This window comes from Streptomyces sp. NPDC088254 (assembly GCF_044740925.1).
Taxonomy (GTDB): Bacteria; Actinomycetota; Actinomycetes; order Streptomycetales; family Streptomycetaceae; genus Streptomyces.
In genome coordinates, this window is sequence record NZ_JBIURQ010000001.1 from 793,800 (window position 1) to 813,206 (window position 19,407).

Consider the following 19,407-nt stretch of genomic DNA (forward strand, 5'->3'; position numbering starts at 1 on the left):
ATGGCAGGACTCGACCTCACCGGTCGTACAGCCGTCGTCACCGGGGCCTCGCGCGGTATCGGGCTGGCGATAGCCCGATCCATCGCCGAGGCCGGCGCAAACGTCGTCCTCACCTCCCGGACCCAAGAGGCGGCGGAGGCCGCCGCGGCCCAGGTCAAGGGCACAGCGGTCGGCGTGGGAGCGCATGCGGTCGACGAAGAGGCGGCCCGGCGCTGTGTGGATCTGACGCTCGAGCGCTTCGGCAGGCTGGACATCCTCGTCAACAACGCGGGGACCAACCCGGCCTTCGGGCCGGTCATCGACCAGGACCACGGCCGGTTCGCGAAGACCTTCGACGTGAACCTGTGGGCACCCGTCCTGTGGACGGGTCTGGCCACGCGAGCCTGGATGGGGGAGCACGGCGGGGCGGTCGTCAACACCGCGTCGGTGGGCGGCATGGCCTCCGAGGCGAACATCGGGCTGTACAACGCCTCGAAGGCCGCGCTGATCCATCTCACCAGGCAACTGGCCCTGGAACTCTCGCCGAAGATCCGCGTCAACGCCGTGGCACCGGGGGTGGTGCGCACAAAGCTGGCCGAGGCGCTGTGGAAGGAGCACGAGGAGGAGGTGTCCGCCTCGGTTGCGCTGGGCCGCATCGGGGAGCCTGCCGACATCGCGTCCGCGGTCGCCTTCCTCGTCTCGGACGCCGCGAGTTGGATCACCGGCGAGACGATGGTGATCGACGGCGGCCAACTGCTCGGTGAGGCGCTCCCGTTCAGGACGAGCTCACCGACGGGATGACACACTGATCGGTCGAGAGTTCGCCGTGCTGCCGGACTCCGACTGAGCTGACACCGAGGTCATGCGACCGGTCGTCGCGCAGGGTGCGGTGATCGCCGTGGCGGGCGCGGTGCCCGGCGCGGCGGCGGGGCTCGCACTGCGGCACGCAGGCGCCACGCAGGCACCATGCGTTTCAGCCGGGAGGTGCCGACAGATGGATCAGGATGCCGCACACCTCGTCGACGATCTCCTGGGCCTCCGTCTCGTCGCCGCAGTCGCCCAGCTCGCGTGCCGCCCCGCCGATCACGGTGGTGAGCACTCTCACCCGCACCCGGCCGGCGCGTCGCTTCTCGTCCACCTCCAGCAGCCGGGCGTTGCGCCGTACCCACGCGCGGTCCCACTGGCGGCGCAGCGCGTCGAAGCCCGTGGGGCCGTCATCCTCCACGAGGAGTCTGCCGAACCGCCGGTTGTCCCAGGCGCCCTCCAGGTACGCCCTGGCTCCCGCCACGAAAAGGGCGATGGGGTCGTCCACGCCACGGCCTCGCTCGGCGGTCAGCGTGGCCGCGGTCCGGCGCTCCTGCGCCTCCCGGAACTCCTCCCAAAGAGCGAGGTAGAGCCCTCGCTTACCGCCGTAGTGCTGGAAGAGGCTGCCCACCCGGATGCCGGAGCGCGCCGCGATCTCGGCGAGACCGGCGTTGTCGTAACCGCGCTCGGTGAACACCTCCAGCGCGGCGTCCAGAAGCGCACTCCGGACCGTTCGGTTCTGCCCGGTGGGCGCCTCCTCCGTCCCCGCGGACTCCACGATGCCGCTCACTGGTGATCCCCACCTTCCCCGGCCCCGTCGCGGATGGCGAGGGCGACCAGCAGTTCCAGGAGGTCGGCGATCCGGCGCGGATTGCGCCCAGTGCGTTCCTCGATCCGGCGCAACCGGTAGTGCGCCGTGTTGTGGTGTATCCGCAGCCGGTCGGCGGCCAGCCGCAGGTTGAGGTCGGCCTCCGCGAAGGCCCGTACGGTGGCCGCCAGCGTGTCGCCACGTCTGCGGTCGTCCTCCAGCAGCGTACGCACGCGCGGATCGACCAGCTGGCGGGCGAGGTCGTCGGCGCGCAGCGCCAGGTAGTCGAAGGGCGACAGGCGCGGCAGTGCCGCCACCCCGCCCTCGCTCGGTACGAGGTCGAGGGCGGCGCGTGCCTCCTCGTAGGCGCGTGGCAGTTCGCCGGCGCCCTCGGCGACCGTGCTGATGCCCATGGAGAGCATGGTTCCCTCGCGCGCGAGCCGCCGCTGCACCGTCTCGAAGTGGCTGCAGATGTCCTCCGCGTCCATGCCGGTGCGGACCACCGGCACGGCCACCACCTCGCCGTGGCGCACGACGACCAGGGTCCGGCCGGCCCACGGCCCGGCGATGCCGATGGACGCGCTGGTCGCGTAGCCATGCTCGGCCGAGGTGAGGTCGCCGGTGCGGGTGTCGTCGACGCACACCGCCACGACCGCCATCATCGGCGAGTGCGGCCCTATGCCGTACGCCTGCGCCGCGGCGAGCAGCGGCCCGCGCGCCGGTGCCGCGCCGGCCAGGAGCTGGTCGAGGAGGTCCCGGCGCTCCCGGTCGGCGTCGGCGACCACGTGCTGCTGGTACTCGACATAGGCCTGCGCGGCATGCGTGCTGGCGAAGTCGACGTACCGCATCAGCGGTGTGACGAGGGACAGCGCGGCCTGCTGTGCCTCGGCGGACGTGCCCGCGCAGTCCAGCAGCACGTCCCACAACACCTGCCGGCCGACCCGGAAGGCACTGATCCAGTCCTCGAGGGCGAACCCCGCGCGTGCTCTGCGCATGGCCGCCCCGCGGCTGAAGACCAGGTCTTCTGGGGCGATGTCCCGGCCGCCGGCCAGTGCCGCCAGCTGCATCCGGTAGTGCGTGAGGACCTGGTCCCGTACGTCGTCGAAGAACCGCTCGTCCTGCAGCGCGTACGACGGGATCTCCGTGCGCATGACCGCGACAGCGGCCCTCGCCACGTCCTCGAGCCGGTCCTGGACGGCGTGCAGGATCCGGTGCCGCTCCCGGCTGAGCGGGTCGGAGAGTGCGGGGGCGCCCAGGGCGGGTCCGCGAGACATGGCGCCGATCGTCGCTGCCCTCCTCGTCTCCCGTCAACAGGCCCGGCGGGCGACATACCGGGGGAGCTGGGCGCGGCGCACAAGGCGGTGGCCACGAACTTGGGTGCTCGCACCCAATGTGTGCTCGGAAGGCCCTCACCTACTGTGACGCTCGCCCACCCCCCAGCACCTCGGAAGGGGCGTCACTCATGCTCGCGGTCGACGGTATCAGCGTGCGCTTCGGCGGGATCACGGCACTGGACGGTGTCGCGTTCGCCGTCGAGCCGGGCACCGCCATGGGGCTCATCGGACCGAACGGAGCCGGCAAGACCACCTTGTTCAACTGCCTCACCCGGCGCTGCACCCCTGATGCGGGGACGGTGCGGTTCGAGGACGAGGACCTGCTCGCCCTCCCGCCGCACTCCGTGGCCGGGCGCGGCATCGCCCGCACCTTCCAGAACCTGGGTCTGTTCCCGCTGCTCACGGTCCGGGAGAACGTCATGGTCGGCGCCCATGGCCAGGGGCGCACGGGACACCTCGCCGCAGCGCTCCGGCTGCCCCGCGTCCGGCGGGAGGAAAGGGAACTACGTGACCAGGCGGACGACTTGCTACGGCGTCTCGGCCTGGCGGAGGTCGCCGACCACCCCGCCTCCGGGCTGCCGTTCGGCACGCTCAAACGCGTCGAACTCGCCCGGGCGCTCGCGGTACGGCCCCGGCTGCTGTTGCTCGACGAACCCGTCAACGGGCTCAGCCACGGCGAGGTGGACCAGTTCGCGGATCTGGTCCGCTCGGTGCGCGAGGACTTCGACCTGACGCTCCTGGTGGTCGAACACCACATGGGGTTCGTGATGGGCCTGTGCGACCAGGTGGTCTGCCTCGACTTCGGGCGCAAGATCGCCGAGGGCTCACCGGAGGAGATCCAGCGCGACCCGGCGGTCATCGAGGCGTACCTGGGGGTGGCGGCATGACGGAACCCACCATCGACAGCACCGAAGTCGGACAGGTGAACGCGGAGCCGGACTTCCTGAAGGTCGCCGGGCTGCATGCCGGATACGGTCAGGCCCGTGTGCTCCAGGGGCTCGACTTCTCCGTCGCGCGCGGCGAGGTGTGCGCGATCCTCGGGCCCAACGGGGCGGGCAAGACAACGACACTGCGGGCCCTGTGCGGCACGGTCCGCGGACGCGGCTCGGTGACGTTGAACGGCACGGAGCTGCTGGGCCGCTCGCCCGAGCAGACCGCCCGTCTCGGCGTGGCGCACGTGCCCGAGGGCCGGGGCACCTTCAACGACCTGACCGTCGAGGAGAACCTGCGCGTCGGCGCCCACGTGCGCACCGGCCGGTGGCGGCGGGGCAGCGCCGAACGCGTGGCCGTGGCGGCCGACCTGGAACGGATCTACGACTACTTCCCCAAGCTGCGCCAGCGGTCCCGCCAGGCCGCCGGCAGCCTCAGCGGCGGCGAACAGCAGATGCTCGCCATCGGCAGGGCGCTGATGCTGCGGCCCGCCCTGCTGCTCCTGGACGAGCCGTCGCTGGGGCTCGCGCCGCTGGTCACGCGCGAGCTGTTCGAGATCGTCCGTGCCGTCAACGAGGAGGAACGCACCACCGTGGTCGTCGTCGAACAGAACGCCCAGCTCGCGCTGGATGTCGCGCACCGGGCGCACGTACTGGAGGCCGGCCGCCTGGTGCTGTCCGGGCCGTCCCGGGAGATCCGCGAGGACGGGCAGGTCGCCGAGGTCTACCTCGGTGTGTCCGTCCGCTCCGCAAAGGGAGGGGGAGCGCCGTGACCGAACTGCTCCAGCAAATGGTGGAAGGGGTCGGCTCCGGCGCTGTCTACGCCAGCCTGGCGCTGGCCCTGGTGCTGATCCACCGGTTCACCGGCATCGTGAACTTCGCCCAGGGCGAGCTCGCCATGATCTCCACGTACGTGGCGTGGCAGCTCGTGGCGTCCGGGATGTCCTTCTGGCTCGCGCTGCCGGTCACCCTGGCGGTGTCGTTCGCCGGCGGCATGCTGGTCGAGCGGATCGTCATCCGTCCCGTGCAGAAAGCGCCCGAGCTGACGACGGTCATCGTCACCGTGGGCCTGTTCATCTTCGTCAACGCGATGGCCGGTCTCATCTGGTCGTTCACCGTGAAGGACTTCCCGCAGCCGTTCCCCGACGGCGGGATCGACCTGGCCGGGGTACGGGTGGACTGGTCGACACTCGGGATCATCGCGGTGGTGGCCGTCGTGATGGGGCTGCTGTACCTGCTGTTCCAGCACACCTCCAGCGGCCTGGTGATGCGCGCGGTCGCCTGCAACCCCGCCTCCGCCCGGCTGTCGGGCATCAGGGTGGGCCGGGTGCTGATGCTCGGCTGGGGGCTGGCCGCGACAGTCGGCGCCGTGTCGGGCGTGCTCGTCGCCCCGCTGCTTTTCCTCGAGCCCAACATGATGGGCGGGGTGCTGATCTACGCGTTCGCCGCGGCCACCCTCGGCGGCTTCGACAGCCCGGTCGGCGCGGTCGTCGGCGGCCTGTGCGTGGGCGTCGCCGAGACGCTGGCCGGGGCGTACGTGGATGTCGTCGGCGCCGATCTGAAGGTGGGCGTACCCCTGGTGATCATCCTGGCGGTGCTGTTGGTGCGGCCCCAGGGCCTGTTCGGACGGGCGGCGGTGGAACGCGCATGAGCACGATCGTCGCAACCCTCGGCACCGACCGCGCCCGGCGTCTGCGGGCCGCGCTCACCGCGCTGCTCGTGGCGGCCGTCGCCGTGAGCGCACCGTTCTACTTCGCCCCCTTCCAGGTCTTCCAGCTGACCATGGTGCTGCTGTACGCGGTGGCGCTGGCCGGACTGAACCTGCTGGTCGGATTCGGCGGGCAGATCTCACTCGGGCACGGCGCGTTCTTCGCGGCAGGGGCCTACACGGCGGCCGTCATGCTCGACCGGTACGACACCGGTCACCTGGCCACGCTGCCGGTCGCGGCCGCCGGATGCTTCCTGCTGGGCCTCGCTTTCGGCGTGCCAGCCCTGCGACTGCGCGGACTGTACCTGGCCCTCGTCACCCTCGCGTTCGCGGTGTTCCTGCCGCCCCTGCTCAAACGGCTCGAACCGGTGACGGGCGGCTCCATGGGCCTGACCGTGGACAAACTGCAACCGCCCGCGTGGAGCGGGATGGCCGAGGACCAGTGGACGTACTTCGTCGTCCTCGCGGTCACCGCGGTGTCCCTGCTGCTCGCCCGCAACCTGCTGCGGTCCCGGGTCGGCCGGGCACTGCTCGCCGTGCGGGACAACGAGAGCGCCGCGGAGGTCCTGGGCGTACGGCTGTCGCTGCACAAGACCCTCGCCTTCGCATGGAGCGCGCTGTTCGCGGGCGTCTCCGGGTGCGTCTACACCTGGGTGATCGGCTTCGTCTCACCCGACTCGTTCAGCTTCGTCCTGTCCATCACCCTGCTGGCCGGCCTGGTGGTCGGAGGGCTCGCCTCGCTGTACGGACCGCTGCTGGGAGCGGCCTTCGTGATGTACGTGCCGAGCATCGCCCAGGACATCAGCGAGGCGGCGCCCGGTGTGGTGTTCGGCCTGCTGATCATCGCGGTGATGTTCGTGGCGCCGACCGGACTGGCCGGTCTGGCGGGCCGTGTCCGGGGCACCGCCGCCCGACGACTCATCCGCACCACCACCCCCGCCGCCGACGACGGCCGGACGTCCGGCTCCGAACCTTCCGCGCTCCACACTCCGGCGGATCCCACCCCTGTCGATGCCGAACCCGCGGGCGCACCGCCCCGCCCGGAAAAGGAATGAACCACATGCGCAAGAAGACCACTCTGCGGGCGGCCGCGGCCGCTTCCGCCGCCCTGCTCCTCACCACCGCCTGCAACAGCCAGCGCGGGCAGGACGACAAGGACGCGGCCGCCGACGGCGCGTGCCAGGGCCAGCAGACCACCGGCATCACCGACAAGACCATCAAGCTGGGCGGCGTCTACCCGCTCTCCGGACCGGCCTCCGCGTACGGCACGATCAGCAAGGGCGTGAGCGCCTACTTCAAGCACGTCAACGACAAGGGCGGCATCGACGGCCGCACGGTCGAGTTCATCGTCCGCGACGACGGCTACCAGCCTCCCAAGGCGGTCGAGGAGGCCCGCAGACTCGTCGAGCAGGAGAAGGTGTTCGCCGTCTTCCAGACCCTGGGCACGCCCTCCACGGCCGCCGTGTGGGACTACCTGGACAAGCGGAAGGTGCCGCAGCCCTTCGTCGCCACCGGCGCCTCCGTCTGGGGCACGGACGACAACCACCCGTGGACCACCGGCTGGCAGCCCAACTACATCTCCGAGGCACGCGTGTACGCCAAATACCTCAAGGAGGAGAAGCCGAAGGCCAAGGTCGCCGTCCTCTACCAGAACGACGACTTCGGCAAGGATCTGCTCGGCGGGTTCGAGGCGGCCGTCGCCGGCAGCGGCGTCAAGGTGGTCGCCGAGGAGAGCTACGAGGTCACCGACCCCTCGGTCTCGGCGCAGATGACGAGCCTCGCCCGGTCCAAGGCGGATGTGCTGCTCAACATCACCACCCCGAAGTTCGGCAGCCAGGCCCTCGCCGCCGATGCCAAGAACACCAAGTGGAACCCACTGCACATCGTGAACAACGTGTCCTCGTCCGCCACCGTGCTGAAGCCCGTCGGGTTCAGGAACGTCCAGGGCGTGGTCTCGGCGACCTACTTCAAGGACCCCGCCGACCCGCAGTGGGCGGACGACGCGGAGATGAAGACGTACCGGGAAGCGCTGCGCACGTACGTGCCCGGCTCCGACCCGGCCAACCAGTTCAACGCCTACGGCTGGGCCGTCGCCTCCAGCCTGCACAAGGCCCTGGACGCGATGAAATGCCCGACCAGGGAGGGGCTGCGGGACGCGGTGCGCAACCTCAAGGACGTCAAGGTGGGCATGCTGCTCCCCGGTGTCGCCCTCTCCACCGGGCCCGATGACGCCTTCCCGATCGAGACGATGCAGCTGATGCGGTTCAAGGGCGAGCGGTGGCAGCTGTTCGGCAAGCCCGTGGACACCCGTAAGGAGTTCGGCCCGCCGGCGAAGTGAGTCTGCGGGGCCGGTCCCCGGGGGGCGGTGCCCCAGCCCCCTGGGGGACCGGCCCCGCTCAGCCCGTCGTAACCCTCCTGCCCGCCGTGCCGCGCGCCGGACAGGGCGGCCGCGGTCTGTGCCGGGTTTCAATAGGCTTACCGGGTCAGCAGGAGACATCGGCGACCGAGTACGCGGTGGTGTCCAGCGGTGGAGGGGCCGATGACGGAGCTCAGCGAAAGCCACGACGATCCGTTCGCCCCGCACCTCGCTGCCTTGGTGGTGCTCGACGACCGAGGAGTAGTGGTCGGATGGAACCGGCGGGCTCAGGAGCTGCTCGGCCATCCGGACACAGCCGTGATCGGTCGTCCGGCGTTCGAGGTGCTGGTCGATCCTCCTGATCTGCCGGCTGTCACCGAGGCCGCGGCGAAGTGCAGGAGGGCCGGTGGTTGGTTCGGCGTGCTCACCCTGCGCCACCGCGACGGGCAGCTCGTGGAGCTGGGGCTCAGGGCCCATGAGCTGTCACGCGGTGACCGGGGACGTGAGTGGTTTCTCGCGGGGGCGCCCGCGGGTGACGTACTCGAATGGCAGAGGGACCGGGCGGTCCTCGACGGGTTGTACCGCCAGTGCCCGATCGGCTTGGTCATCCACGGCCCCGACCAGAGGATCCTCCGGGTCAACCGGGCCATCGAACGGTTCAGCGGCGTCCCGGCAGCGGACTTCCGGGGGTTGTCCACCGGCCGGTTCCTCCTCGCCGACGACGCGCGCAAGGCCGTGGACCGCGTGCGCCAGGTGATGCAGACCGGAAGACCCCTGGTCTACTCCGAGCAGTTCGTCCGCCTGGAGCAGGATCCGGCACGAGAGCGGGTCGCGTTGGTCTCGTCCTTCCGGATGGAGGATCCCTCCGGCCGTGTCCTGGGTGTGGCCGAGATGATCGAGGACATCACCGAACGCCATCGGGCCCAGCGTCGGCTCGCGCTCCTCGACCAGGTGGGCAGCCGTATCGGAACCACGCTCGACGTGGCCGAGACCGCCCGGGAACTGGCCGAAGTGATGGTGCCCCACCTCGCAGACCACGCGTCGGTGGACCTGCTTCAGGCGGTGACGCGCGGTGAGGAACCTACGCGCGCCGTGGCAGGGCCTGTGGTCCGACTGGGAACCTGCAGCGTCGGTGCCCAGCAACCCGGCCCGCCCCACCCCGAGGGTCACCCCGTGGAGTTCGGGCCCGACGCACCCCAGGCCGGATGTCTGGCCGAGGGACGGCCCCTGCTGGAGCCGGTTCTGCCGCCCGACTGGGTTTCGGCGGCAGGCCGGCAGGGGGCCCAGGCTCCGGACCTGGGCGCCCACTCCCTGATTGTGGTACCTCTTGCCGCGCGCGGCCTGGTGCTCGGTGTGATGACCCTGTGGCGCTCGCGCCGCCCCGACGCCTTCGAGACGGACGATCTCACCCTCGCTCAGGAACTCGCCTCGCGCGCCGCCGTCGCCATCGACAACGCCCGGCGCTTCACCCAGCAGCAGACCGCGTTCACCTTGCAGAGCAGCCTTCTGCCCCGGACGGTTCCGGACCAGTCGGCCGTCGAGGTGGCCCTGCGGTACCTGCCGGCCAGCGCAGGCCCCGGCCTGGGCGGCGACTGGTTCGACGTCATCCCCCTGTCCGGGGCCCGGGTCGCCCTCGTCGTCGGCGACGTGGTGGGGCGCGGCATTCATGCTGCCGCCACCATGGGCCGGCTACGCACCGCCGTCCACACGCTCGCCAGCCTTGACCTGGAACCGGACGAGGTCCTCTCCCGCCTCGACGACCTGGTCGACCTGCTGGCGGCCGAACACGAAGCAGTCGGCGAGCGGTCCGTGGGTGAGCAGGTCGTCGGCGCCACGTGCCTGTACGCCGTCTACGACCCGGTCTCAGGACGCTGCTCCGTGGCCCGTGCCGGTCACCCGCCGCCGGTGGTGACCGCTCCGGATGGACAGGTGGCGGTGCTCGACCTGCCGGCCGGCCCACCGCTCGGCCTGGGCGGTCTGCCGTTCGAGACCCGGGACATCGAACTGGCCGAGGGAAGCCTGCTGTGTCTGTACACCAACGGGATCATCGGCGAGCGCCACATCGATGCCGACGCCGGCCTGACGAAGCTGTGCGCGGCGCTCGCCCGCCCTGCCGGCGCGCTGGAACGCACCTGCCAAGCGGTGATCGACGCGCTTGTGCCCTCGCGCCCCAGCGACGACGTCGTACTGCTGATCGCCCGCACCCACATGCTGCCACCGGCCAACGTCGCCTCCTGGTGTCTGCCGCCAGAGCCTGCCAGCGCCGGCCGGGCCAGGACGTTGATCTCGGCCAAGCTGACCGAGTGGGGTCTGGAGCACTTGGCGTTCACCACGGAGTTGATCGCCAGCGAACTGGTCACCAACGTCTATCGCTATGCCGGCGGCCCTGCGACCCTGCGGCTGATCCGTGAGCAGTGTCTGGTGTGCGAGGTCAGCGACACCAGCCACACCTCACCACACCTGCGCCACGCCCGTACGACCGACGAGGGCGGGCGCGGCCTGTTCCTGGTGGCCCAGATGACCGAACGCTGGGGTACCCGCTACACCCGCGAGGGCAAGACCGTGTGGACCGAACAACCGCTGACCGGTACGCCCGTCTGACCGTCTCGGGCCGCGGGGGGGGGGGGGGGGGGCCCCCCCCCCCCCCCCCCCCCCCCCCCCCCCCCCGGCCGGGGGCCCGCGCCGGGGGCCGCCGCCCCCCCCCCCCCCCCCCCCCCCCCCCCCCCGCCGCCCCGGTGCGCTCCCGCGGGGCCCCCCCCCCCCCCCCCCCCCGGCCCCCGGGGGGGGGGGGGGGCGGGGGGGGGGGGGGGCGCCCCCCGCCCGCCCCCCCCCCCCCCGCCGCGGTGGTCATTCGGCTGCGGCGAGAAGCCGTGCCTCGCCCTCCTCGTACAGGCACCGCTGCTCACGGCTGTCGGCGGCACGGCGACGGTGGTCCAGACGGCTGCCCAGCCAGCCCGCGAGGTAGCCGAACGGGATGGAGACCAGCCCGGTGGACTGCATGGGGAACAGGTCGAAGTCGGCATGCGGGAAGACGGCGGACGGCGTGCCCGAAACGGCCTTGGAGAAGACCATGAGCAGCAAGGCGCAGGCCGCGCCGCCGTAGAGCGCGGCGAGCAGACCGGTGCGCGTGAACCCGCGCCAGAACAGGGAGTAGGTGAGCGCGGGCGCCACCGCTGATGCACCTATGCAGATGGCCAGAGTGGTCAGCACGCCGACGTCCCAGTTCTGCACCATGGTGGCGAGCCCGATGGCGACGATCCCCACGGCCACGCTCGTCCACGCCGCCACCGTCATCTCGGTACGGGGCTCGGCCTGTCCCCGCCGCACCGCGTGGGCGAACAGGTCGTGGGCGAGTGACGAAGCCGCGGCCAGGGTCATCCCCGCGACCGACGACAGCAGGGTGATGAACACCATGCCCGCCACGGCCGAGTACAGGATCGCCGCGCCCGCGGAGCCGGGGGCCCCGCCGAGCACCTGGGACAGCATGAGCACCGACGTCCTGCCGTGCGGGTCTGCCGCGACGATGTGCTGCGATCCCACCAGGGCCGCCGCACCCGTGCCCATGACGATCACGAGCAGGCAGAACGTGGTGACCGTGCCGACCGCCCATGACATGGAGCGACGCACGGCCGGTACGTCCTGCGCGGAGTACAGGCGCATGGTGATGTGCGGCAGGCAGGCCACGCCGAGGATGATGGTGATCTGGAGGCTGACGAAGTCCAGCCGGCCACCGGTGGACGTGCCGAGCTGCAGGCCCTGCTCAAGGTAGGCGGGGCCCGCGCCGCTGCCGTGCTGGGCTGCCCTGAGGATGTCGCCGGGGTTCCAGTCGAAGCGGTTGAGGACGAGAGCGGCGACGACGATGCTGGTGCCGAGCAGGATCACGATCTTGATCATCTGAAGGAGCGCGGTGCCCCGCATACCGCCGATCGCCGCGTAGATGATCATCAGAGTGCCGACGATGACGATGCACGCCGTCCTGGCGCCCGCAGCGAACGGAATGTCCAGGATGAAGGTGAGCAGCGACCCGGCTCCGGAGAGCTGGACGACCAGGAAGGGCAGCGTCGCCGAGAGTGTCACCACGCAGGCGGCGATCCGCACGGCCCGTCCGGACATGTTGCGGGCCAGGACGTCGCCCATGGTGAAACTGCCGGCGTTGCGCAGGGGTTCGGCCAGTAGGAACATCAGCAGCACCAGGGACAGGGCGGTGCTGACCGCAAGGACGTAGCCGTCGTATCCGGCGAGCGCGATGATGCCCGTGGTGCTCAGCACCGTGGCGGCGGAGATGTAGTCGCCCGCGATCGCCAGGCCGTTCTTGAGCGGGGTGAGCGACAGGTAGCCGGTGTAGAAGTTCGCCAGGTCGTCGCGGTCCGGTCCCGCCATGACGCACATCAGCAGCGTGACGGTGACCAGCGTGGTGAACAGAACCAGGATGATGGCCTGCGTCCCGGAGCTGAAGTCGTTCATCTCGCCGTCCCCGTGTTCCGGCCGGTCGGGACCGCCCGCTCCCGGACGGCGCGGGCCAACGGATCCACGGAGCGTTGTGCGCTGCGCCCGTACCAGAAGACCGCCGCGAAGGTGACGACGAGTTGGAGGATGCCCAAGGCCATGCCCAGGCTCAGCTCTCCGGTGACCTTGGACCCCATCAGACCGGGCGCGTAGCAGGACAGCACGACATACACGACGAAGGAGCCGAGCGCGGTGAGCGTGGAGATCCGGCGGAGCAGGCGGTAGGCCGAGCGGAGGGCGGTGAGGTCGGCGTCGTCTCGACGGGTCTCGTGCGCGTAGGGGGCGCCCCAGGGGGCTTGCCGACCGTACGAGTCGTGTCGCGCGGCGTCGTGCCCGTACGACTCCGGCCACGGGTTCTGGTACGGCTCCGGCCACGGGTTCTGTCCGTACGTCTCGTGTCGAGGGGGGATTCCGTAGGACTGTGCTGAGGGTGGGTACCGGTTCTCGTCGGCGTGTGTCATCGCCTGGCCTTCCACTACGGCTGGGATCCCTGCGGTAAACGGGAAAGGTGCTTCAGGCGGGGCACCATACCGACTGGTTGGAATGCCTGTAAGTCCGCCGGAGGTCACGTTTCGGCGTTGATGTGATCCCCTGGGCGCGGAAGCATGGGATACATCACAGGCAGTTATGTTGTGCACAATTTAATTGCTGGCTAGCGTCTGGTGTCAGGAGACCGACACGTGGAGGCAGCACTATGGATCCCGTCCGCTACGAGCATTACCGTCCCGTCGAACGTCCGACCTATCAGGAAGAGTTGGATGCGGTGGTCGCACAGGTGGCGCAGCGCACCAACGCCTCGGTCGAGCGTGAGGCCGTCGGCGGCGCCGTCCGCACCGCCCACGGAAAGACCTACGGCCTGATGAAGGCCACCGTCACGGTCGGTGACAATTACGGCTTCCACGGGCAGGGCATCTTCGCCCGGCCCGCCGAGTACGACGCCGTCGTCCGCTACTCCAACGGTCTGGGCCACCAGCGTCCCGACCATCAACTGGGCGCGGCGTGCGGCATGGGCATCAAGCTGTTCGGGGTCCCCGGACCCTCATTGCTGGCCGACGAACCCGACACCGGCACCTTCGACCTCAACCTGATCAACAACGACGTCTTCTTCGCGAACACGGCCTACGACTACATGGTCATCGAGGATCTGTTCGCGGAGCTGCCCGAGGCCCTGGTGAACCCCGCCCGCCGCAAGACCTGGATGGCGGAGTTCCTGACCCGCCGGGGCACGCTCGCCGACCCGGACGGCTGGCTGTGGGACGAACTGTTCGCCATGCTCTCGTTCACCACCGTCCCGCGCAGAAACCTGCTGTCGTACACCTACAACAGCATGGGCGCCTTCCGGTACGGCGATCACATCGCCAAGATCCGCACCGTGCCGACGGCCGAGTCGCTGGCCGCTCTCACGCACCAGATCGTGGACGTGCGCGCGGACAACGAGGCGTTTCGCCGCACCCTGGTCGCCGAGGCCGCGGAACGGGATCACTCCTTCGAGCTCCAAGTGCAGCTGAACACCGATCTGGCTCGTATGCCGGTGGACAACACCTCCGTGAAGTGGTCCGACGAGTTGTCCCCCTGGGTGACCGTCGCCCGTGTGGACATCCCGCGTCAGGACATCGGCGGGGACGACAACGTGACGGCCGCCGACGCCACGTCGATCACACCGTGGCGCTCACGAGAGGAGCACCGGCCCATCGGCGAGATCCAGCGGGTGCGGCAGGAGGTCTACCGGCGCTCGTCCATCGAGCGGCACCGCATCAATGGACAACAGCGGCGCGAACCGGTCAGCAGCGCGCAGGTGCTCGGCTGAGTCTGCCGAGCCGCGTCCCCTCACCTGCGCCGGCCGTGCCCGGAGACGGTCCTGCCCCTGCTCGTGAACGGCCGTCTCGCCCGGGAGCGACCAGTCGTCCTGCGGAACGTTCGCGTTCATGCGGGGGGTCTCGATCAGGCGGGGCGGCAGGGTCTGCTGCGCGGCTCTGAAGTGCGCCGACTGCACGTGAGCAGCGTCTGCTCTGTCCTCGCGGAAGGCCTCGACCAGGACGTACTCCGTGGTGTCCGTCATGACGAGCACGCGGTGGCCGCAGGTGTGCGGGGCAGTGGCGAACGCGTTCTGGGCGCGCGTCGCCCAGTTCGCCAACGGTCCAGCGGTTCGCTTCGCGATCCGTGCACGGTGTCCGTGCGGGCGTGATCAGCGGGCCTTGGAACGCATCTCCCGGGGGCTCACCCCGAAGCGTCGTCGGAAGGCCGTGCTCATGGCCTTCGCCGAGGAGAAGCCCGAGGCATACGCCAGGTCCGTGATCGTCATGTGCTCGCAGTCGGCGCGAGGGTGGATCAGCGGTGTAGTGGCGCACGGCTCTGCGCACTGTCCGTCGCTGTGGTTCACTCAGCAGCCAGACGGTCAGCGGCGGGCGGGCGGGAGGGCGTTGGTGGCGGTGAGTCGGCCAGTCGGCGGCGAGCCGGCCAGTCGGCGGTGAGCCGGCCAGTCGGCGGCGAGCCGGGGTGAGCTCCTCCAGGGAGAGGGTACGTCGCAGCAGGCCTCGGCGCAGTTCGAGAGTTCACGGACGGAATTCAGGTCGGCGGCTCGCGCGGTGCGGATCTCGGCGGCGGGGACGGCGTGGACAGCGGCCTGATCCCTGATGACCATCACTCAAGAGAAGGCACCCGGCATGACCGACAAATACGACGTCAAGCGCGAGCTCAAGAAGTGCTACTCGCCCAAGAACACTGACTGGCAGCTCGTTGACATCCCCGAGCTCCGGTTCCTCGCCATCGACGGGCACGGCGACCCGAACACCAGCGCCGCGTACCGTAGCGCGGTCGAGGCGCTCTACGCGGTCGCCTATACCGTCAAGTTCGCGAGCAAAGGTGCCCTCGGCAAGGACTTCGTCGTGGGCCCGCTTGAGGGACTGTGGTGGGCGGACGACATGGACGACTTCCTGGCCAGGCTGAAGGACAACTGGCGATGGAGACTGCTCATCAACGTCCCCGACTGGATCACCAGCGACATGATCGAAGACGCCAAGCACACCGCCCTGACCAAGAAGAAGCTTCCTGCGATTCCGAACGTTCGGTCAGAGACCTTGCGCGAGGGCACCAGCGCCCAGGTCCTCCACATCGGCCCTTACGACGACGAGACGCCGATCCTGACCAGGCTGCACCACGAGTACCTACCCGCCAACAACTTGCGGGAGGTGGGGCTGCACCACGAGATCTACCTCAGCGACCCACGTAGGACCGGCCCCGCCAAGCTCAGGACGATCCTGCGGCAACCCGTAGAAGCGCAATCCGGTTGAGTGACGTCGGGGTGTCAGCGGAGGCCGATGCCCACGGGCGAGGTTGAAGAACAGCCTTCGACGTACGACCTTGCACACCGCCACCGTTCGGGCCGGCACCGCCCCGGCCCCCAAGATCTCCGCGGACACCCTCATGGCCATCGCCGAGGCGTGCCGCCGGCGCGAGCAACTGCGCTTCGACTACGCGAGCCCCCGCCACGGCCGAAGCAGGCGCTCGGCCGAGCCGCACAGCCCCGTCGGCTTCGACCGCCACTGGTATCTGATCGCCTGGGACACCGACCGCACCGACTGGCGCACCTTCCGTGTCGACAGGCTCACGCCGCGCACGCCGACTGGACCGCGGTTCAGCCCCCCCGAACTCGCCGACGCCTTGCGCACGCACGCCGCCCGCTGCCTGAGCGCCATACGCAAAGCATGACAGAGGAGCAGGCTGCTGAACAGCGGTCAGGTGGCAGAGCGGTGCCGGCGGGCTACCGGGTGTCGGCGGACGGCTTCCTGGGTCGCCGGCTGTTGTTCACGGCCGTACTGTTCGCCGGTCGGGCGCGCCTCTTCGTGCTGCGGCTGCGCAGGGCGACGAAGGAGCGTCCTCCGGTGGTCCAGTGATCGACGGCGTGCCAGCCCGCGCGGGCTCCGTGCCGCAGTAGGGCCGGCGTACCGAGCCGGGCCCAGGGGAACGGCGCGCCGGATGCGTTGTGCGTGTCGGTGATACGGACGTGGATGCGTTCGTCGACGTCCACCGGAACGGTTTCGGCGATCAGCAGGCCACCCGGTAGGAGGACCTGGGCGAGCCGGCGGAGCAGGGCGCGTGGATCGCCGCCGATGCCGACATTGCCGTCCACGAGGAGCGCACTGCCCCAGCGGCCCTCGGCGGGCAGCGGCTCGAAGACGGACCGGCGCAGGGCTGAGCCGCCGATGGCGGTGGTCCGGGTGACGGCTGCCTCACTGACGTCGATGCCGAGGACTCGCCGTCCCCGCTCCGCGAGCTCGGCGACCAACCGCCCGGGGCCGCACCCCACGTCGAGTACGGAGCCCTCGCACCGGCCGAGGATCTCCAGGTCCACGGCGTCGGCGCGCGCACACCACCGTTCCACCTCCAGCGGCAGCAGCCAGCCGTCGGCCCGGCGCAGGAAGAGCGGTCCACGGCCGCTGTGCAGCGCGCGGGAGTAGGGATCGGCGGTGGCCCAGGCAGGCTCGTCCAGCGGTTGCGTGCGGTCGAGTTCTCCGATGTCGGAGGGCGCGACGGTCTGTGTCGTCCGGTTCATCGACCCGCGGCCGTCGTCAACTCGGCCCGGGCGCGGAGCGAAAGGGCTGTGGGGCGCCGCCGCGGTATCGGGTGCGGCCGGCCCGGGGGCCCGGAACCCGCCGTCTTCAGCCGGTCCGAAGACGGCGTCGGGGTCGGCGAAGTCCACGGTGAGCAGTTCCGGCGGCGTGTCCGTCGCGGGCCGCCATCCGGGGCAGGCGTCGAGGGGGGGAGAGGGAGTCGGGGTGGTCACAGGACTCACCCTACGGAGACAAAACGTGCATACCGGATATCGGGTCCTTACGAAACGCGGACGTCGGAGACCTCAGGTACGTCAGGCACAGCCGGGGTGCGAGGCTGGGGCAATGCAGCAGCCGTACGAATCGATGGACGCCGCAGCCACGGTGCTCCCTGGCGCCGAAGCCGCCCGCGTCCTGGTCGTGGAAGACGACCGCACCGTCGCCGAGGTCGTCGCCGGCTACCTCGAACGCGCCGGCTACGCGGTGCAGCGGGCCGACGACGGACCGACCGCGCTCATGCGGGCCGCCGAATGCCGGCCCCATCTGGTGGTGCTGGACCTGATGCTGCCCGGAATGGACGGCCTGGAAGTGTGCCGTCGGCTGCGGCAGCGCGGCCCGGTGCCGGTCATCATGCTCACCGCGCGGGGCGACGAGGACGACCGCATCATGGGCCTGGAGGTGGGCGCGGACGACTACGTCACCAAGCCCTTCAGCCCCAGGGAACTGGTCCTGCGCGTGGAGTCGGTCCTGCGCCGCACCCGGCCCGTCGTCGCGTCGCAGCCGCTCAGCGCGGCCGGCCTGACCATCGACCCCGCAGCGCGCCGAACCACCAAGAACGGCACCGAACTGTCCCTCACCCTGAGGGAGTTCGACCTGCTCTCCTTCCTCGTGCGCCATCCGGGCCGCGCCTTCAGCCGCGAGGACCTGATGCGCGAGGTGTGGGGCTGGGACTTCGGTGACCTCTCCACCGTCACCGTTCATGTCCGTCGGCTGCGGGGCAAGGTCGAGGACGATCCGGCGCAGCCCCGGCTGATCCAGACCGTGTGGGGCGTGGGCTACCGCTTCGACCCCGCCGGTCAGGACGCTGACGCCGGCCGGGAGCGGGCCGACCATGAATGACACCCTCCTGATCGCCGTGTACGCCTTCTCCGGTGCGGCGGTGGCCGGCCTGGCCGGTGCGGGCGTCCTCCGCTTGATCCGGCGGCGCTCCCTGACCGTGTCGCTCGCCGTCGTCGCCGCTGTGGCGGTGACCGCGATGCTCGCGGGCACACTCGCCGTGGCGGAGGCGATGTTCCTGTCGGCGCACGACCTGAGCGTCGTCACCATGGTCGTCGCCATGGCCGCGGTGGTGTCCTTGGTCACCGCTCTGCTGCTGGGCCGCTGGGTCGTCGCACGTAGCCACGAACTCGCCGTGGCGGCCCGGTCGTTCGGTGACGGCGGTGACTTCACCGCGCCCGAGCAACCGGCCACGGCCGAACTGTCGGCGCTCAGCCGGGAGTTGGCTGTCACCAGTGCCAGACTCGCCGAGTCACGCGAACGCGAACGCGCTCTGGAAGCCTCCCGGCGCGAACTCGTCGCCTGGATCTCGCACGACCTGCGCACCCCGCTCGCCGGCCTGCGCGCGATGTCGGAGGCGCTGGAGGACGGTGTGGCGTCGGATCCCCGACGTTACCTGCGGCAGATCCGCACCGAGGTCGAGCGCCTCAACGGCATGGTGGGCGACCTCTTCGAGCTCTCCCGCATCCACGCCGGAACGCTCGCCCTGTCCCCGTCCAGGATCTCGCTGTACGACCTGGTCAGCGACGCCCTCGCCGGAGTGGACCCCCTCGCGCGCGAGCACGGGGTACGGCTGGTGGGCGAGTACGTCGAGCCGGTGCCGGTCGAGGTGGACGGCAAGGAGATGAGCCGCGTGCTGGGCAACCTCCTCATCAACGCGATCCGACGCACCCCGGCCGACGGGACGGTCGCCGTGACCGCCGGGCGCTCCCGCGACGGCGTCGTCCTGTCCGTCTCCGACGGCTGCGGCGGGATCCCCGAGGACGACCTGCCGCGCGTCTTCGACACCGGCTGGCGTGGGACGGACGCCCGCACGCCGCCGGCCGGCGCCGGCCTGGGGCTCGCCATTGTCCGGGGCATCGTCGAAGCCCACCGGGGACGCGCCACCGTGCACAACATCACCGGCGGTTGCCGCTTCGAGGTGACGCTGCCCGCGGCCGGTGTGTGACGTCGCCGGACCGCTCCCGTGTGCCGCGGGCGATGTCACGTCTTCCGGGGACCGACAGGTCGGGACTTATCCGAGACTCGGCGCGCACATAGCGTGGGATTCGCCCAGCAGGGGAATCGGTGCCGCGCGTCAGAAAAGGCGTGGCGGTCGAGGGAGTCGTCTTGGCCACTCACGTCCCGGTCGTTCCGGTCGTTCCGGAAGAACCGTCC

Annotated in this window: 19 protein-coding genes and 1 pseudogene; 12 read left to right on the forward strand and 8 right to left on the reverse strand. The window is 70.6% G+C overall.

The annotated features are described in order from the left end of the window. Positions 1-780, forward strand: a complete 780-nt coding sequence (locus ACIOC0_RS03585; protein WP_402151880.1) for an SDR family oxidoreductase — start codon at positions 1-3, stop codon at positions 778-780. 172 nt (positions 781-952) lie between these two features. Here the strand turns inward: ACIOC0_RS03585 and ACIOC0_RS03590 are convergent, their stop codons facing one another. Continuing rightward, complete coding sequence (locus ACIOC0_RS03590) at positions 953-1,573, reverse strand: TetR/AcrR family transcriptional regulator (protein WP_402151883.1); 621 nt, start codon at positions 1,571-1,573, stop codon at positions 953-955. Continuing rightward, on the reverse strand, positions 1,570-2,865 hold the full coding sequence (locus ACIOC0_RS03595; protein ID WP_402151886.1) for a PucR family transcriptional regulator: 1,296 nt from the start codon (positions 2,863-2,865) through the stop codon (positions 1,570-1,572). The genes ACIOC0_RS03590 and ACIOC0_RS03595 overlap by 4 nt, the downstream gene beginning before the upstream one ends. A gap of 188 nt (positions 2,866-3,053) precedes the next feature. On the opposite strand from ACIOC0_RS03595, the gene ACIOC0_RS03600 reads away from it, so the two are divergent. From ACIOC0_RS03600 to ACIOC0_RS03625, 6 genes are all read left to right on the forward strand, one after another. Beyond that, the gene (locus ACIOC0_RS03600) at positions 3,054-3,812 is read left to right on the forward strand and encodes an ABC transporter ATP-binding protein (protein ID WP_402151889.1); all 759 of its coding nucleotides are present in this window, start codon (positions 3,054-3,056) and stop codon (positions 3,810-3,812) included. Further along, positions 3,809-4,627, forward strand: coding sequence for an ABC transporter ATP-binding protein (locus tag ACIOC0_RS03605; protein WP_402151892.1), 819 nt, complete (start codon positions 3,809-3,811; stop codon positions 4,625-4,627). Before ACIOC0_RS03600 ends, ACIOC0_RS03605 begins: the two co-directional genes overlap by 4 nt. Next, a complete protein-coding gene (locus ACIOC0_RS03610; protein WP_402151895.1) occupies positions 4,624-5,505 on the forward strand; it encodes a branched-chain amino acid ABC transporter permease in 882 nt (293 codons plus the stop codon). Before ACIOC0_RS03605 ends, ACIOC0_RS03610 begins: the two co-directional genes overlap by 4 nt. Further along, complete coding sequence (locus ACIOC0_RS03615) at positions 5,502-6,617, forward strand: branched-chain amino acid ABC transporter permease (protein WP_402151898.1); 1,116 nt, start codon at positions 5,502-5,504, stop codon at positions 6,615-6,617. The genes ACIOC0_RS03610 and ACIOC0_RS03615 overlap by 4 nt, the downstream gene beginning before the upstream one ends. 5 nt (positions 6,618-6,622) lie before the next feature. After that, positions 6,623-7,900, forward strand: a complete 1,278-nt coding sequence (locus tag ACIOC0_RS03620) for an ABC transporter substrate-binding protein (RefSeq protein ID WP_402151901.1) — start codon at positions 6,623-6,625, stop codon at positions 7,898-7,900. 201 nt (positions 7,901-8,101) lie between these two features. After that, positions 8,102-10,519, forward strand: a complete 2,418-nt coding sequence (locus tag ACIOC0_RS03625) for a SpoIIE family protein phosphatase (RefSeq protein WP_402151904.1) — start codon at positions 8,102-8,104, stop codon at positions 10,517-10,519. Between the two features lie 246 nt (positions 10,520-10,765). Here the strand turns inward: ACIOC0_RS03625 and ACIOC0_RS03630 are convergent, their stop codons facing one another. Both ACIOC0_RS03630 and ACIOC0_RS03635 read right to left on the reverse strand, forming a co-directional pair. Continuing rightward, positions 10,766-12,382: a cation acetate symporter gene (locus tag ACIOC0_RS03630; RefSeq protein WP_402151907.1), complete on the reverse strand. Its 1,617-nt coding sequence runs from the start codon at positions 12,380-12,382 to the stop codon at positions 10,766-10,768. After that, the gene (locus ACIOC0_RS03635; RefSeq protein ID WP_402151910.1) at positions 12,379-12,885 is read right to left on the reverse strand and encodes a DUF485 domain-containing protein; all 507 of its coding nucleotides are present in this window, start codon (positions 12,883-12,885) and stop codon (positions 12,379-12,381) included. The genes ACIOC0_RS03630 and ACIOC0_RS03635 overlap by 4 nt, the downstream gene beginning before the upstream one ends. Before the next feature lie 233 nt (positions 12,886-13,118). On the opposite strand from ACIOC0_RS03635, the gene ACIOC0_RS03640 reads away from it, so the two are divergent. Continuing rightward, on the forward strand, positions 13,119-14,231 hold the full coding sequence (locus tag ACIOC0_RS03640; RefSeq protein ID WP_402151913.1) for a catalase family protein: 1,113 nt from the start codon (positions 13,119-13,121) through the stop codon (positions 14,229-14,231). Positions 14,232-14,288: 57 nt separating this feature from the next. Here the strand turns inward: ACIOC0_RS03640 and ACIOC0_RS03645 are convergent. The 3 genes and pseudogenes from ACIOC0_RS03645 to ACIOC0_RS03655 form a co-directional block, all read right to left on the reverse strand. Then, a pseudogene (locus ACIOC0_RS03645) lies at positions 14,289-14,558 on the reverse strand (antibiotic biosynthesis monooxygenase); the annotation flags it as partial. Between the two features lie 51 nt (positions 14,559-14,609). Continuing rightward, positions 14,610-14,726 carry a helix-turn-helix domain-containing protein gene (locus tag ACIOC0_RS03650; RefSeq protein WP_402151916.1) on the reverse strand — a complete coding sequence of 39 codons (117 nt, stop codon included), beginning with the start codon at positions 14,724-14,726 and terminating at the stop codon, positions 14,610-14,612. A 93-nt stretch (positions 14,727-14,819) separates the two neighbouring features. Then, positions 14,820-15,065 (reverse strand): hypothetical protein, encoded by a 246-nt coding sequence (locus ACIOC0_RS03655; protein ID WP_402151919.1) that lies wholly within the window; start codon positions 15,063-15,065, stop codon positions 14,820-14,822. Between the two features lie 22 nt (positions 15,066-15,087). On the opposite strand from ACIOC0_RS03655, the gene ACIOC0_RS03660 reads away from it, so the two are divergent. After that, the gene (locus ACIOC0_RS03660) at positions 15,088-15,714 is read left to right on the forward strand and encodes a GyrI-like domain-containing protein (protein ID WP_402151922.1); all 627 of its coding nucleotides are present in this window, start codon (positions 15,088-15,090) and stop codon (positions 15,712-15,714) included. A 70-nt stretch (positions 15,715-15,784) separates the two neighbouring features. Then, positions 15,785-16,132: a helix-turn-helix transcriptional regulator gene (locus tag ACIOC0_RS03665; RefSeq protein ID WP_402151925.1), complete on the forward strand. Its 348-nt coding sequence runs from the start codon at positions 15,785-15,787 to the stop codon at positions 16,130-16,132. Positions 16,133-16,184: 52 nt separating this feature from the next. Here the strand turns inward: ACIOC0_RS03665 and ACIOC0_RS03670 are convergent, their stop codons facing one another. Then, positions 16,185-16,976: a methyltransferase domain-containing protein gene (locus tag ACIOC0_RS03670; protein WP_402153185.1), complete on the reverse strand. Its 792-nt coding sequence runs from the start codon at positions 16,974-16,976 to the stop codon at positions 16,185-16,187. Positions 16,977-17,319: 343 nt separating this feature from the next. On the opposite strand from ACIOC0_RS03670, the gene ACIOC0_RS03675 reads away from it, so the two are divergent. Both ACIOC0_RS03675 and ACIOC0_RS03680 read left to right on the forward strand, forming a co-directional pair. Further along, the gene (locus ACIOC0_RS03675) at positions 17,320-18,093 is read left to right on the forward strand and encodes a response regulator transcription factor (RefSeq protein WP_402151928.1); all 774 of its coding nucleotides are present in this window, start codon (positions 17,320-17,322) and stop codon (positions 18,091-18,093) included. Beyond that, positions 18,086-19,198: a sensor histidine kinase gene (locus tag ACIOC0_RS03680; RefSeq protein ID WP_402151931.1), complete on the forward strand. Its 1,113-nt coding sequence runs from the start codon at positions 18,086-18,088 to the stop codon at positions 19,196-19,198. Before ACIOC0_RS03675 ends, ACIOC0_RS03680 begins: the two co-directional genes overlap by 8 nt. The last annotated feature ends 209 nt before the right edge of the window (positions 19,199-19,407 follow it).

Excerpts from the sequence above, each read along its gene's own strand:
- ACIOC0_RS03615 (WP_402151898.1), top strand. The coding sequence starts at position 5,502 with ATGAGCACGATCGTCGCAACCCTCGGCACCGACCGCGCCCGGCGTCTG.
- ACIOC0_RS03650 (WP_402151916.1), bottom strand. The coding sequence starts at position 14,726 with ATGACGATCACGGACCTGGCGTATGCCTCGGGCTTCTCCTCGGCGAAG.
- ACIOC0_RS03585 (WP_402151880.1), top strand. The coding sequence starts at position 1 with ATGGCAGGACTCGACCTCACCGGTCGTACAGCCGTCGTCACCGGGGCC.
- ACIOC0_RS03605 (WP_402151892.1), top strand. The coding sequence starts at position 3,809 with ATGACGGAACCCACCATCGACAGCACCGAAGTCGGACAGGTGAACGCG.
- ACIOC0_RS03595 (WP_402151886.1), bottom strand. The coding sequence starts at position 2,865 with ATGTCTCGCGGACCCGCCCTGGGCGCCCCCGCACTCTCCGACCCGCTC.
- ACIOC0_RS03660 (WP_402151922.1), top strand. The coding sequence starts at position 15,088 with ATGACCGACAAATACGACGTCAAGCGCGAGCTCAAGAAGTGCTACTCG.
- ACIOC0_RS03640 (WP_402151913.1), top strand. The coding sequence starts at position 13,119 with ATGGATCCCGTCCGCTACGAGCATTACCGTCCCGTCGAACGTCCGACC.
- ACIOC0_RS03655 (WP_402151919.1), bottom strand. The coding sequence starts at position 15,065 with ATGGTCATCAGGGATCAGGCCGCTGTCCACGCCGTCCCCGCCGCCGAG.
- ACIOC0_RS03675 (WP_402151928.1), top strand. The coding sequence starts at position 17,320 with ATGCAGCAGCCGTACGAATCGATGGACGCCGCAGCCACGGTGCTCCCT.
- ACIOC0_RS03680 (WP_402151931.1), top strand. The coding sequence starts at position 18,086 with ATGAATGACACCCTCCTGATCGCCGTGTACGCCTTCTCCGGTGCGGCG.
- ACIOC0_RS03670 (WP_402153185.1), bottom strand. The coding sequence starts at position 16,976 with ATGAACCGGACGACACAGACCGTCGCGCCCTCCGACATCGGAGAACTC.
- ACIOC0_RS03630 (WP_402151907.1), bottom strand. The coding sequence starts at position 12,382 with ATGAACGACTTCAGCTCCGGGACGCAGGCCATCATCCTGGTTCTGTTC.
- ACIOC0_RS03600 (WP_402151889.1), top strand. The coding sequence starts at position 3,054 with ATGCTCGCGGTCGACGGTATCAGCGTGCGCTTCGGCGGGATCACGGCA.
- ACIOC0_RS03635 (WP_402151910.1), bottom strand. The coding sequence starts at position 12,885 with ATGACACACGCCGACGAGAACCGGTACCCACCCTCAGCACAGTCCTAC.
- ACIOC0_RS03625 (WP_402151904.1), top strand. The coding sequence starts at position 8,102 with ATGACGGAGCTCAGCGAAAGCCACGACGATCCGTTCGCCCCGCACCTC.
- ACIOC0_RS03620 (WP_402151901.1), top strand. The coding sequence starts at position 6,623 with ATGCGCAAGAAGACCACTCTGCGGGCGGCCGCGGCCGCTTCCGCCGCC.